Source organism: Kitasatospora sp. NPDC096077 (assembly GCF_040303245.1).
Classification (GTDB): domain Bacteria; phylum Actinomycetota; class Actinomycetes; order Streptomycetales; family Streptomycetaceae; genus Kitasatospora.
In genome coordinates this window covers 17535-30335 of the sequence record NZ_JBEOSV010000093.1, presented here as the reverse complement: position 1 = coordinate 30335, position 12801 = coordinate 17535, and the positions used below count along the sequence as shown (strand labels likewise).

Annotated in this window: 10 protein-coding genes; 7 read left to right on the top strand and 3 right to left on the bottom strand. The window is 74.6% G+C overall.

Annotated elements, in window-relative coordinates:
- The first annotated feature begins 229 nt into the window (after window positions 1–229).
- Complete coding sequence (locus ABTZ03_RS40695) at window positions 230–811, top strand: DUF421 domain-containing protein (RefSeq protein ID WP_350518280.1); 582 nt, start codon at window positions 230–232, stop codon at window positions 809–811.
- Between the two features lie 63 nt (window positions 812–874).
- Here the strand turns inward: ABTZ03_RS40695 and ABTZ03_RS40690 are convergent, their stop codons facing one another.
- Complete coding sequence (locus ABTZ03_RS40690; RefSeq protein WP_350518279.1) at window positions 875–1594, bottom strand: rhomboid-like protein; 720 nt, start codon at window positions 1592–1594, stop codon at window positions 875–877.
- Window positions 1595–1740: 146 nt separating this feature from the next.
- Complete coding sequence (locus ABTZ03_RS40685; protein ID WP_350518278.1) at window positions 1741–3090, bottom strand: cytochrome P450; 1350 nt, start codon at window positions 3088–3090, stop codon at window positions 1741–1743.
- Window positions 3091–3371: 281 nt separating this feature from the next.
- Here ABTZ03_RS40685 and ABTZ03_RS40680 point away from each other — a divergent pair, with 281 nt between their 5' ends.
- On the top strand, window positions 3372–4775 hold the full coding sequence (locus ABTZ03_RS40680; RefSeq protein WP_350518277.1) for an amidase: 1404 nt from the start codon (window positions 3372–3374) through the stop codon (window positions 4773–4775).
- A gap of 59 nt (window positions 4776–4834) precedes the next feature.
- Here the strand turns inward: ABTZ03_RS40680 and ABTZ03_RS40675 are convergent, their stop codons facing one another.
- The gene (locus ABTZ03_RS40675) at window positions 4835–6817 is read right to left on the bottom strand and encodes an FUSC family protein (protein WP_350518276.1); all 1983 of its coding nucleotides are present in this window, start codon (window positions 6815–6817) and stop codon (window positions 4835–4837) included.
- Between the two features lie 434 nt (window positions 6818–7251).
- Between ABTZ03_RS40675 and ABTZ03_RS40670 the strand changes: the two genes are divergently transcribed.
- From ABTZ03_RS40670 to ABTZ03_RS40650, 5 genes are all read left to right on the top strand, one after another.
- Window positions 7252–8328, top strand: coding sequence for a phytanoyl-CoA dioxygenase family protein (locus tag ABTZ03_RS40670; RefSeq protein ID WP_350518275.1), 1077 nt, complete (start codon window positions 7252–7254; stop codon window positions 8326–8328).
- Window positions 8310–9623 carry a DUF6271 family protein gene (locus tag ABTZ03_RS40665; protein WP_350518274.1) on the top strand — a complete coding sequence of 438 codons (1314 nt, stop codon included), beginning with the start codon at window positions 8310–8312 and terminating at the stop codon, window positions 9621–9623. Before ABTZ03_RS40670 ends, ABTZ03_RS40665 begins: the two co-directional genes overlap by 19 nt.
- Window positions 9624–9763: 140 nt before the next feature.
- Window positions 9764–10984 (top strand): type III PLP-dependent enzyme, encoded by a 1221-nt coding sequence (locus ABTZ03_RS40660; RefSeq protein ID WP_502894752.1) that lies wholly within the window; start codon window positions 9764–9766, stop codon window positions 10982–10984.
- Window positions 10981–11541, top strand: a complete 561-nt coding sequence (locus tag ABTZ03_RS40655) for a GNAT family N-acetyltransferase (protein WP_350518273.1) — start codon at window positions 10981–10983, stop codon at window positions 11539–11541. Before ABTZ03_RS40660 ends, ABTZ03_RS40655 begins: the two co-directional genes overlap by 4 nt.
- 5 nt (window positions 11542–11546) lie before the next feature.
- Window positions 11547–12800 carry an MFS transporter gene (locus ABTZ03_RS40650; RefSeq protein WP_350518282.1) on the top strand — a complete coding sequence of 418 codons (1254 nt, stop codon included), beginning with the start codon at window positions 11547–11549 and terminating at the stop codon, window positions 12798–12800.
- The last annotated feature ends 1 nt before the right edge of the window (window position 12801 follow it).

Sequence of the window (12801 nt, the reverse complement as noted above, 5' to 3'; positions counted from 1 at the left end):
GCCCCTCAAACGCGCCCAACACCGCAACTGGCCACCACCCGCTCCGGCCACCGTCACGATCACCAGAGCGAGCACGACCTAAGTCACTGGCATTGAGGCTAGGCCCTGTCCGGCCGATCTTGCCGGAGCAGCGCAAGATCGGCCGGACAGGACCTAACCGCTGACCCGGCCCTGCCCGGAGAGTAGCGTCGGCCCCGTTCCGGACAGTCGTGGTGGGAGGAGCGGGGCCGTGTGGAATGACCTGATGGTCGTCCAGATTCCGATCGTGGAGAAGATCCTCCGGACGATCGCCGTCTACGTGCTGATCCTGGTGCTGTTCCGGCTCGCCGGGAAGCGCGGGCTGGCGGGGCTGAACACCTTCGACATGGTGGTGGTGTTCCTGCTCTCCAACGTGGTGCAGAACGCGATCATCGGCAACGACAACAGCCTGCTCGGCGGGACGATCGGCGCGGCCACCCTGATCGCGGTGAACGCGGGCATCACCCGCTGGCTGGCCCGTGACCCGCGGGCCGCCCGGATCCTGGAGGGCTCACCCACCACGGTGGTGCGCGACGGCAAGCTGGTGCCCGGTGCGCTGCGCGACCTGGCGCTGCGCCCGTCCGAGCTGGAGCACGCGATCCGGGTGCAGAACGGCGACAACGTCACGGATGTCTCGCGGGCCCGGCTGGAGCCGGACGGGCAGCTGCTGGTCACCCTCCGGGCGGCCGAGCAGAGTGCCACCAAGGGGGACGTCGAGGAGCTGCGGGAGCGGTTGGCGTCGATCGAGCGGCTGCTGACCGACCTCGCCGCCGACCGCCGCCCGCCCCGCTGACGGGCCTGCCCGGGTCCGTCGGGCGGGCGGCCCCACGGCGCCGGCCCGGGCCCGCGGAAGCGGTCACCCCCCGCTGCGCGCCGTGGCGAGGGCGGTGGCGCGCCGTCGGCCGCGGGCGGTGGCGGCGGCCAGGGCGAAGCCGAGCGCGGCGGCCAGCAGGTGGCCGACGGTGGTGAACTCCGGCAGCGGGCCGGGCCACTCGTGGTCGCCGGCCAGTGGCCAGGCGAACACGAAGGCGCCCCAGGGCAGCCGGGCCCAGCGGGGCAGCGCCAGGGTGGCGAAGGCCAGGGCGGCCTGGGCGCCGTAGCTGATGCCGTAGTCGGAGGCCGCCCGCACGTCCTCCGGGTACCAGCCCTGGTGCAGGGCGAAGAGGATCACCAGGGCGGTGACCAGGGTGGCGCCGACGTGCCCGGCGAGGAAGACCGCGGCGGCGCGCGGGGTGCCGAAGCGCCGTTCGGCCCAGGACAGCGCGACCACGATGCCCAGGCCGAGGGTGATCAGGGTGCCGCCGAAGCCGGTGGAGGCGATGTCGGTGAGCGTGCCGTCGTACAGCAGGGCGCTGCCGACCAGGGCGCGGACCGGGTGGTCGTGCAGGTTGTCCAGGTTGGTGCTGAGGTAGCCGCGCAGGTCGTCGGCCCGGGCTTCGGACAGTCCGTACTCGACCCAGGCGTGTCCGAGCAGCAGCAGCCCGACGTAGCAGAGCGTCAGCGGCGAGCGCCGCGGGTACGTGCGGACGGCGTGCAGCAGCCCGGTGAGGAGCCCCAACGGGCTTCGAGCGTTCATGTTCTGATGGTGTCCCGGTCGAGCGGCTGGTCGGGCCGGCCCGGATGCGGTCGGCCACCCTGGGGACAGTACCGAATGCCGATGAACTCCGGCTCGGCGCGTCCCTCGGGCGGGCCTCTCGACGGCGCCCCGGGCCGGCCCGCCGTTCAGCGGATCCGTCGGCCGAGCCTCGCGGTGAAGGGGCGGGGGGACAGCGAGGCGCTGCGGTGCGGGCGGATCGGCCGGTCGCGGGTGGGGGTGACGGTCCAGCGGGCGGCGATGGTGGCCAGCGCCAGGGCGGCCTCGGTGGTGCCGAAGGCGTCGCCGATGCAGCGGCGGGCGCCGAAGCCGAAGGGGGTGTAGTTGCCGGGGGCGGGGCGGGCGGTGGTGAGCCAGCGGTCGGGGTCGAAGCGGTCGGGGCAGGGGAAGAGGTCGGCGCGGCGGTGCAGCAGGTAGGGGCTGTACAGCAGGGTGGCGCCGGCCGGGAGCGGGTGGCCGCCGAGTTCGGTGGCGGTCGCGACGGTGCGGCTGAGGATCCAGGCGGGCGGGTAGAGCCGCAGGGTCTCGCTGACGATCCGGGCGGTGAGCGGCAGGGCGGGGAGGTCCTGGTGGCGGGCGGGGCGGCCGTCCAGGACGGTGTCGAGCTCGGCGTGCAGGCGGTCGCGGACGGCCGGGTTGGCGGCGAGCAGTGTCCAGGCCCAGGAGAGGGTGGCGGCGGTGGTCTCCATCCCGGCCAGCAGGAAGGTGACCACCTGGTCGTGGATCTCCTCGTCGGTCAGGCCCTGCCCGTCCTCGTCGCGGGTGCCGAGCAGCACGGAGAGCAGGTCGTGGTGGTCGGTGCCGGCGGCCCGGTAGTCGGCGGTCAGCCGGCGGGTGATCTCCCGGAGGTCCTGCCGGGCGCGGGCGAAGCGGCGGTTGCCGGGGGTGGGGATCCGGTCGGCGCCGGGCAGCGGCAGCATCATCCGCCGGGCGACGCCGTGGGCGACCTCGTCCATGCAGGCGTGGACGGGCAGCGAGCCGGCCCGTTCGTGGGCGGCGAACAGGCAGCGGGCGGTGACGGCGGTGGAGAGGCGGTACATCGCGGCGGGCACGTCGACGGTGTCGCCGTCGCGCCAGCCGGCGGTGGTGCCGGCGATCTCCTCGGCCATCAGGGCGGCGTAGCCGGGCAGCCGGTCGCGGTGGAACGCGGGCTGGAGCATCCGGCGCTGGCGTCGGTGGGCGGCGGCGGGGCAGGTGGCGAGGCCGTTGCCGAAGGCCTCGCGGGCCTTCTCGACCACGATCCCGCCCTTGTCGTAGGTGCGGTCCTCGGTGAGCAGTCGGCGCACCAGGTCGGGGTGGCAGGCGACGTACGCGTCGACCGGGCCGAGCCGCAGCCGGACCAGGTCGCCGTGGGCGGCGAGGCCGGCCACGAAGGCGAGCGGGTTGCGGATCAGGGCGGGGGCGTGGCCGAGCAGGGGGAGCGCGCGCGGGGCCGTGACCGAGGTGTAGCGGACGGTCGGGCGGGACTGGGTGGGCACGGGCGTCACCTCGGGAGAGCCGGTTCGTCGGGCCTTCGGGATCTTTCCCGGTGCCCGGCGGTGAAACGGTCCACGAACGGTCCGCGCCCGGCGGGTGGGGTGAACGCGGGGGCGCAGGCCGAACGCCCGTGCGCCGTAGCGGGCTTGACGGCCCGCCGGGGGTCGCGGGGGGCAGGGGTATCCGGGGGCGGTGCCGCGCGCCTACACTGCGAGCTCCGTACGATTACCGGCCGGTACTACTAGCCGGTACTGCCCGTTGGTACTACCGATTGGGAGTTGGGATGGCCGACGAGCGCGCCCACGCGTTCACCGACGACGCCCTCGGCACGCACGACGCGGTGGCGCTGGCCGCCCTGGTCCGGGCCGGCGAGGTGAACCCCCGGGAGCTGGTCGCGGCCGCCGTCGCCCGCGCCGGGCGGATCGACGCCGCACTGCTGCCCGTCGCCCACCCCGGCTACGACCGGCCCCGGATCAGCCGCGAGGGCATCGGCGGCCCGCTCTGGGGCGTGCCGACCTTCCTCAAGGACAACGTCGACCTGCGCGGCCTGCCCACCGCCAACGGCAGCGAGGCCTACCGGGCCCGCCCGGCCCGCCGCAACGCGCCGTTCACCGACCAGTTCCTGTCCACCGGCCTGGCCGTGCTCGGCAAGTCCCGGCTGCCCGAGTTCGGCCTCAACGCCTCCACCGAGTTCGCCACCGCCCAGCCGGTGCGCAACCCCTGGAAGACCTCCCACTCGCCCGGCGCCTCCTCGGGCGGCTCGGCGGCCCTGGTCGCCGCCGGGGTGGTGCCGATCGCCCACGCCAACGACGGCGGCGGCTCGATCCGGATCCCGGCGGCCTGCTGCGGCCTGGTCGGCCTCAAGCCCACCCGGGGACGGCTGGTCGCCAACGCCCAGGGCGGCAAGCTGCCGATCGACCTGGTCACCGACGGGGTGGTGACCCGTTCGGTGCGCGACACCGCCGCCTTCTACGCCGCCGCCGAGCGCCACCACCGCAACCCGGGCCTGCCCCCGATCGGCCTGGTCGAGGGCCCCGGCGGGCGCCGGCTGCGGATCGGGCTGGTGGTGGACTCGCCGACTGCCAAGACCGACGAGGCGACCCGCCGGGCCGTCGAGGAGACCGCCGCCCGGCTGGAGGCGATGGGCCACCGGGTGGTGCCGACCACCCTGCCGTTCGGCGAGGAGTTCTCCCGCGACTTCCTCTCCTACTGGGGCTACATCGCCTGGGTGATCGCGCTCACCGGCAAGGTCCTGCTCGACCCGAGCTTTCGGGCGGCGAAGCTGGACGGCCTGACCACCGGGCTGCGCCGCAGCTTCCGGGCCGAGTTCCCGCGCACCCCGGGCGTGCTGCGCCGGCTGCGCCGGGCCGAGGCGGTGTACGCGGGCATCTTCCGCGAGCACGACGCGATCCTCTCCCCGGTGCTTGCCCACACCGCCCCGCCGATCGGGCACCTCAGCCCGAACGTCGCCTTCGACGAGCTGATCGACCGGCTGCTGCGCTACGTCGCCTTTACCCCGGTCAACAACGTCACCGGTGGCCCGGGCATCGCGCTGCCCGCCGGGGCGGCGCCGAGCGGGCTGCCGATCGGGGTGCACCTGTCGGCCGCGCACGGGCAGGAGCGGCTGCTGCTGGAGCTGGCCTTCGAGCTGGAGGCCGACCGGCCCTGGCGGCGCATCCAGGACTGAGCGCGGCCGGCACCCGCCGGGCCCGGTCGGCACCCGCCGCGCCCCGTGTGCCCGGCCGGTCAGTGGTAGGCCACCGACCGCGCCGCCCGCACCTCGTGGTGCAGCCGGGCGAGCGCGCAGTCCGGCGCCAGGGTGTCCGGGCCGCCGCCCGGGGGCGCGGGCGTGCCGGTGCGCAGCGCCTCGGCCAGGTCGGTCAGCTCCCGGGTGACCAGGGCGACCTCGGCCGGGCTCGGCACCGGTGCGCCGTGCTCGACCCGCACCCGGGTCGCGGTGGTGGTGTCCACGATCCGCTCCACCGCGATCACCAGCGGCCACCAGGCCTCCGCCCGGGCGCCCACCGGCGGCGGCTCGGTGAGCGCCCGCTGGAACTCGCTGCGCACGGTGGAGAGGTCCCGGTAGAGCCGCCGCCGGTAGCGGGCCCGGGCGGGCTCGTCCCGTCCCGGCGCGGTGGTGAAGGCCAAAGTCACGTACGAGGCGGTGTCCTGGACGGCGTCGGCGAGCCGGTCGCCGATCCGGGTGTGCCAGGACTCCGGCCAGAGCAGGTAGCCAGCCAGCAGCGCGATGCCGCAGCCGATCAGCGAGTCGTACAGCCGGGGTGCGACCAGGTGGAAGCCCTGGTGGTTGAGCAGGTCGGAGAGCATCAGGATGACCGGGGTGATCGCGGCGGTCTGGAAGGCGTACCCCTTGGCGGACAGCACCGGGATCAGCGTGGCCAGCGCCGCCATCACCGGTACGTCCCACCAGCCGTGCGGCACCTCGGCCAGCACCGGGATCGCGATCAGCAGCCCGGCGGCCGTCCCGAACGCGCGCAGCACCGCGCGGGAGAACACCGAGCCGAAGTCCGGCTTCAGCACGAAGGTGACGGTCAGCGACACCCAGTACGAGCGCGGGACGGCGATCACCGACACCAGCACCTGGGCCAGCCCGATGCACAGCGCCAGGCGCAGCCCGTACCGCCAGGAGGCGCCGGACAGCAGCAGCGCCCGGGTCGCCCGGCGGGCCCGGACCCGGAGCCCGGCGGGCCGGCCGAGCCGGTCGGCGGCGCCGTACGGGTCCGGTGCGGCCTCCCGGACGACGAGGTCGGCGTGCTCGATCGCCTCGGCCAGCGCGCGGGTGGACGGGCCGCGGGGCTCGGGCAGTTCGGGTAGTTCGGGCGGCGCCGGGATGGGGGCCGGGCCGGGGCGGCCGCGTTCGACGGCCCGGGCGAGCTCGCGCACGGCGGCCGGGTAGGCGGCGGGCAGCGGGCCGAACTCCGGTGGGCGCAGGTGGACCGCGGCGGTGCCCTCGACCACCGGGATCAGCGCGTTGAGCTGGGCGAGCAGCCGGACCAGGGTGGCGGAGCGGCCGTGCCGGCGGGCCCGGCGGGCCAGCAGCAGGTCGTAGGACTGGTTGAGGGACTGGGTGAGCGCCCGGCGCCGGTCCTCGTAGTCGGGCGTGCCGGTGGCCTCCAGCAGTCCGGCGACCGCCCGGTAGCTGTCGGCGACCACGGCGCGTTCGGGCGTGCCGCGGCGCAGCGGCCAGGCGAGCAGGGTGAGGGCGAGCACCAGCAGGCCGCCGAGCAGCAGCAGGCCGGGCGGCAGCCACCACGGGGAGGGCATCGGCAGCCCGGCCCCGACCACGGCGTCGAGCAGCAGGAGCAGACCGGAGACGGAGGCGACCGCGCCGATCGAGGAGATCATGCCGGAGACCAGCGCGACCACGGTCAGCACCGCGACCGCCGTCCAGCCGGAGCCGTGCACCAGGGTGCCGAGCAACAGCCCGAGGGCGCCGAACAGCTGGGGCACGGCGATGTTGTACACCCGCATCCGGTAGGCGTCGGCGGTGTCGCCGATCACCCCGGACAGCGCGCCCATCGACACCAGTGCGCCGTACCCGGGCCGGCCGGTGGCGGTGCCGACGGCGAGCGGGGCGGCGAGCGCGACCGCGGCGCGGGCCGCCGCGGCCCAGGGGACGGGGGCGGCGCGGGGCCGCAGGCCCTCGGTCAGCCAGCCGGGTGGGGCCAGCCGGGTGCGGGCCGGTCGGACGCGTCGGGTGGGTGCCACAGACCCAACGTACGGCGGGGCGGTCCGGTTCACCCTCCGTGGTTATGTCAATTGTCGAAACATTCCCGGGGCCTTATGTCAGTCTCCGAAACATAAAGCGAACCCTGAGAGGGCGCCGTGAACTGCGCGGATTCCCAATCGGTAACCCGCGGGAAAGGGTTGACACCATTAGTTGGTCTAGTCCAACGTATGGGGAAGCGCGGTTCGGCAGGGCCTGATGCGGGGTGAGTGTCCTTGCCGGACGGGTGAGTTGGCCCCCTGACGTGGCGCTGAACGCTGCTCGGGGGCCCGGGTGAGAAGGAGCGCATGCGGACCGGCGTCCGGTCCGCGCACCCATTTCCGCTGTCGGCCGACGACCGGCCACCGGCTCGCCGTGCCCGCACCGGGCGCCCGAGGAACCGCTGCATCGACCACGAACCACGGAGTGACCGCCCATGCCGAGCCCTGCCGAACCCGCCGAGGAATATCTGTACCGGGCCGCCTCGTCACGCCCCTACTTCAGTGCCGACACCGAGAGTTACCTCGCCCGCACCGCGCTGCGCGAACTGCGCAAGAAGCACCCGCTGCGGGTGCTCTCCGAAGCGGACTTCGCCCACTGGCAGACCTTCGGCTACGTCGTGGTGCGGCAGGCCGTCCCGGCCGCGGCCGCGCAGCGACTGCTCGACTTCGCCTGGGAGTTCCAGGGCCTGTCGCCCGACCGCCCGGAGGAGTGGTACCGCGAGCGCGACCACCGCGACGAACTCGACCAGCACCTGCACATCTACGGCTTCGTCGAGGCCTACCACCACCAGCTCATCTGGGACAGCCGCCAGGCACAGCGGGTCTACGACGCCTTCGTGGACGTCTGGGACTGCGAGGAGCTCTGGGTCACCCTCGACCGGCTCAACCTCAACCCGCCGAACGTGCGCAACCGCGACCGCGCCCTGATCGAGCCCACCGACAAGGGCTTCGACATCGAACTGCACTGGGACGTCGACACCACCCAGGGCATGCTCCCGCAGCGCGTCCAGGGCATCATCGCGCTCAACGACACCGCCCCCGACCACGGCGGCTTCCAGTGCGACCCGGAGCTGTTCCGCCGCTACAACGAGTGGCAGGCCGCCCAGCCCGCCGACCGCGACCCGATCCGCCCGGCCGTCGACCGCGCGGAGTACCCGGTGGTGCGGCCCGAGTTGAAGGCCGGCGACCTGCTGATCTGGAACGGCCTGCTGGCCCACGGGGTCGCCCCCAACACCTCCGCGGGCGGCGTGCGCTCGGTCCAGTACCTGTCCATGATGCCCGCCCTGGAGGAGGCCGAGCCGCTGCGCCGCTCCCGGGTCGAGTCCTGGCGCACCCTCAGCACGCCGGACTGGAACCGCACCCTGGTCGGGGACGCCGACCGGCCCGAGGCGCTGCGCTACGGACCGGCCGAACTGACCGAACTGGGGGAGAAGTTGCTCGGCCTGAAGTCCTGGACCGGCCGCGACTTCGAGCAGCCCGCGGAGGAGCGGTCATGCGCGCCGTCTGCCTGACCCTGCCCACCAACCGCGAGTGCGCGGACACCATCCCGGCGATCGGCGCCGAAGCCGCCCACGCCGCGCGGGAGTTCGGTGTCCGGGTGCACCTGCTGGTGCTGGACTCCGCCGACCCGGCCACCCGGGCCCGGCACGCCGCCGCCCTCGCCGCGCTGCCGGCGGCCGAGGGCGTGGTCGTCCACCACCTCGACGAGGAGGCCCAACGCGCCTTCCTGCGCGGGGCGATCGAGCGCTCCGGCCTCCCCGGGCCGGACCGGCTGCTCGACCTGATGCTGCCCGACGCCGTCTCCTACGGCGCCTGCACCAACCGGGCCTTCCTGCTGGCCGCCGCGCTCGGCTGCACCTCGGTGCACCGCCGCGACTCCGACAGCCGCTACCAGTGGCTCGACGGCGCACCGGTGTTCCCGATCGACCACGAGCTCGCCACCATCGGACTCAAGGCCGCCGACGCGGCCGCCGCCGTCACCGAGCACACCCTCGACCCGGCGCACGCCGACAAGCCGGTCGCCCTGGTCGGCGCCTCCTTCATCGGCGAACTCTCCGTCGACATCGGCGAGATCCAGACCCTCGACCCCGCCGTCTACCACGACGTGGTCGCGCTCTGGGCGCCCACCGGGGCCACCGAACAGGAACGCCGGGACCTGGTCGCCGACTCCTTCACCGGCGGCGGCACCGAACCCTTCACCGCCGACCGCGTCGTGCTCGACCGGCCGGACATCTGGCGGATCGACATGTGCAACATCGCCCTCGACCACGAGGTGTACGAGCGCGTCCCGCTGCCGCCCGCCACCGACACCATCGGCAGCGACTACTTCCTGCACCACCTGGTGCACGACGCCACCCTGCCCGGCGTCACCCACAACCGGCACATCGTCAACTACTACACCCCGGATCGGCGCAGCGACGCGGGCTTCACCGCCTACCAGGAGCGCTACGCCAAGTTCCTGCTCTCCATGCTCTACCTCCACCCCGTCTACGCCGACCTGGAGCGGGCCGGCGAGGCCCTGCTCGACGAGCAGCACCACGTCCGCCCCGGGACGATCGCCGACTCCGCCCGCCGCAGCGCCGCGACGGACCGCGCGGAGAACCACCGTCGGCTCGCCGAGCTCGACCGCTGCTACCGGCGACTGGGCGGCAGGTACGCCGCGTTCGCCGACCACCTGGCGCCCCGACGGGCGCGCCTGCTCGACGAGGCGCAGGCGGACATCGAGGACTTCGCCCTGCTGATCGACGCGTGGGGCCCGCTGGTGCGGGCGAGCAAGGCCACCCCCGCCGACCGGCTCCCGAGCTAGGGCCTGTCCGGCCCCCAGCCGCACGCACCGGGAGTTCATCCGTGACACCCCAGAGCACCACACACCCGACCACCGAACCGCGCCACTCCGCCGAGGCGCGCGGAAGGACCAACCACCGCGCGCCGACCGCGGCCGAGACCGTGCACGCCGACCGCGCGCCCGGCCCCGACCCGCACGACCACGGCACCCTGCGCGCCGCACTCGCCGCCGCCACCGAGGACACCATCGTCTACGACCTCGACGGCATCGGCCGCCAGTACGCCGCCCTGGGCACCGAACTGCCCGGCGTCGCCGTCCGGTTCGCGATGAAGGCCTGCCCGGTCGACGAGGTGCTCGACCACCTCGCCCGGCTCGGCTCCGGCTTCGACGCGGCCGGCCCGCAGGAGATCGCCCAGGCGCTGCGCACCGGCGTGCCGCCCGAGCTGATCCACTACGGCAACACCATCAAGTCCGACCGGCACATCGCCGAGGCCTACCGGCTGGGCGTGCGCGACTTCGCCACCGACAGCCTGGAGGATGTCGCCGCGATCGCCGAACACGCCCCCGGAGCACGGGTGTTCTGCCGGATCGCGACCACCGGTGACGGCGCCCTGTGGGGCCTGAGCCACAAGTTCGGCTGCTCGCCCGAGGACGCCGTGCGGGTGCTCGACGCCGCCCGCACCGCCGGGCTGACCCCCTCCGGGCTGTCCGTGCACGTCGGCTCCCAGCAGATGACCGCCGAGGCCTGGGGCGCGGCGATCGAGACCCTGGCCGCCGTGCTGGAGGCGCTCAACTGGCGTGGCATCGTGCCGGACCGGATCAACCTCGGCGGCGGACTGCCCGCCCTCGGCGTGCTGGACCGGCGCGGCCGGCCGCTGGAACCGCCGCTGGACAAGATGTTCGCGGTGATCCGCGAGGGCATGGAGCGGCTGCGCGCCGTCAACGCCGCCCCGCTGGACTTCCTCGTGGAACCCGGCCGCCACCTGGTCGCCGACCACGGCGCGATCCGCGCCCACGTCGCCCGGCTCACCTCCCGCCACCGCCTCGACGGCACCCGGGAGGACTGGCTCTACCTGAGCTGCGGCAAGTTCAACGGCCTGTACGAGATGGACCAGTTGCAGTACCGGCTGGAGTTCCCCAGCCACCCCGGCGGGCAGTTCGTCAACGCCGTGGTGGCCGGCCCGACCTGCGACAGCGACGACGCCTTCGCCCAGGACGGCGGCGCGGTGCGGGTGCCGCGCGCGATCGCCTCCGGCGACCCGGTGTGGATCCACTCCTGCGGCGCGTACGCCACCGCCTACGCCACCCAGGGGTTCAACGGCTTCGCACCGCTGCCGTACACCGTCGTCGGCGGCCCGGCCCCGGACGGAGGGGACGCATGACCGACATCCGGATCCGGCTGCTCCGCGAGGAGGACTGGCCGCAGGTGATCGCGGCCGAGGAGCGCGCCTACGCCGCCAGCGGCCTGTCCGAGGGCGGGGCCGCGCTGCGTTCCCGGCACCGCGCCTCGCCGTCGACCTGCTTCGTGCTGGAGGACGCCGACGGCTTCGCCGGCTATCTGCTCGCCCTGCCGTACCCGCTGTTCCGCTGCCCGGACCTGAGCGCCGCCGAGGAGGGCGCGGTCGGCGGCCGCGAGCAGGGCAACCTGCACGCCCACGACCTGGTGATCGCCGAGCGGGCGCGCGGGCGGGGCCTGGCGCCCCGGCTGATGCGGCACCTGGAGGAGGCCGGCCGGGCGGCCGGGCGTCGGAGCCTCTCGCTGGTCGCCGTGCGCGGCTCGCAGGTGGTGTGGTCCCGACTCGGGTACCGCGCCCGGCCCGAGATCGGGCTGCCCGCGAGTTACGGCGCCGAGGCGGTCTACATGGCCAAGTCGCTGGACCGCGCCCCGAACCCCGCGGAACCGACCCCCGGGTCCGCACCCAGAGTCGAAGTGGGCTGATGCACATGTCCCCCTCCCGCGACCCGTTCCGACGGTCCCAACTGGCCATCGGCGCACTGTTCTTCGCCCTCGGGTTCCAGTACGCGACCTGGGTCTCCCGGGTGCCCGCGCTCAAGGCCCGGCTGGACCTCGGCGAGGCCCAGATCGGCCTGCTGCTGATGACCTGCGGGATCGGTGCGGCGGTGTCCTTCCCGCTGGTCGCGGTGTTGATGCGGCGGTTCGGCTCCCGCCTGCTCTCGGTGCTCTCCGCGCTCGCCCTGGGCGTGGTCCTGCTCGCGCTGTCGGTGGTGCCGAACTACCCGCTCACCCTGCTGGTGCTGTTCTGCGACGGCGTTGCGGTCGGCTGTCTGAACGTGGCGATGAACGCCCAGGGCGCCGCGCTGGAGGCCCGGTTCGAGCGCACCACGATGTCCAGGCTGCACGCCACCTTCAGCGCCGGTTCGCTGCTGGCCGCCCTGCTGGCCTCCGGCGTCAACGCCTTCACCGGCACCCTCGCCGTGCACTTCGGGCTGGCCGCGGTGCTGCTCGCGGTGCTGGTGCTGGCCGCCCGGCCGGGCCTGTTGGCGGACGGCCCGGCGGAGACCGCTCCCGAGGAGACCGCTTCCGAGGCGACCGCCCCCGGGGAGGGCGCCGTCGGGGAGGGCACCGCAGGCGAGGGGAAGAAGCCGCGCCGCCGTTTCGCGCTGCCCGTCGCGGCCACCCTCTGGATGGGCCTGGCGATGGTCTTCGGCACCGTCACCGAGGGCGCCATGAACGACTGGTCGGCGCTCTATCTCAAGGACGTGGTGCACGCGGGCGCCGGACTCGCCCCGCTGGGCATCGCCGTGGTCTCGGTGATGATGGTGTGCGCCCGGATCTTCGCCGACGGCTGGCGCACCCGCTTCGGCGACGGCCGGATCGTCCGCACCGGCAGCCTGCTGGGCGGTCTGGGCCTGGCCCTCGCCCTGCTGGTCGGCGGTGTGGTGCCGACCCTGCTCGGTTTCGCCTGCGTCGGCCTGGGCGTCGCCGCCGTCACCCCGTGCGTCTACGTCGCGGCCGCCCGGCAGGGCTCCGACGCGCTCTCCCTGGTCGCCGCCATGGGCACCACCGGCCTGCTGGCCGGCCCCGCCGTGATCGGCTTCATCGCCGGCGGCACCAGCCTGGTCTGGGGCATGGCCGCCGTGGCCGCCTCGGCCGCGGTGGTCTCGCTCTGCGCGACCCGGATCAGCTGGCCGCAGCCGCAGGCCGCCGCGCCCCGGCTGGTGCCGGAAGCCGGCTGAC

Coding starts and splice junctions, on each gene's coding strand:
- ABTZ03_RS40690 (WP_350518279.1), bottom strand. CDS start 1,594: ATGAACGCTCGAAGCCCGTTGGGGCTCCTCACCGGGCTGCTGCACGCC.
- ABTZ03_RS40680 (WP_350518277.1), top strand. CDS start 3,372: ATGGCCGACGAGCGCGCCCACGCGTTCACCGACGACGCCCTCGGCACG.
- ABTZ03_RS40670 (WP_350518275.1), top strand. CDS start 7,252: ATGCCGAGCCCTGCCGAACCCGCCGAGGAATATCTGTACCGGGCCGCC.
- ABTZ03_RS40665 (WP_350518274.1), top strand. CDS start 8,310: ATGCGCGCCGTCTGCCTGACCCTGCCCACCAACCGCGAGTGCGCGGAC.
- ABTZ03_RS40655 (WP_350518273.1), top strand. CDS start 10,981: ATGACCGACATCCGGATCCGGCTGCTCCGCGAGGAGGACTGGCCGCAG.
- ABTZ03_RS40650 (WP_350518282.1), top strand. CDS start 11,547: ATGTCCCCCTCCCGCGACCCGTTCCGACGGTCCCAACTGGCCATCGGC.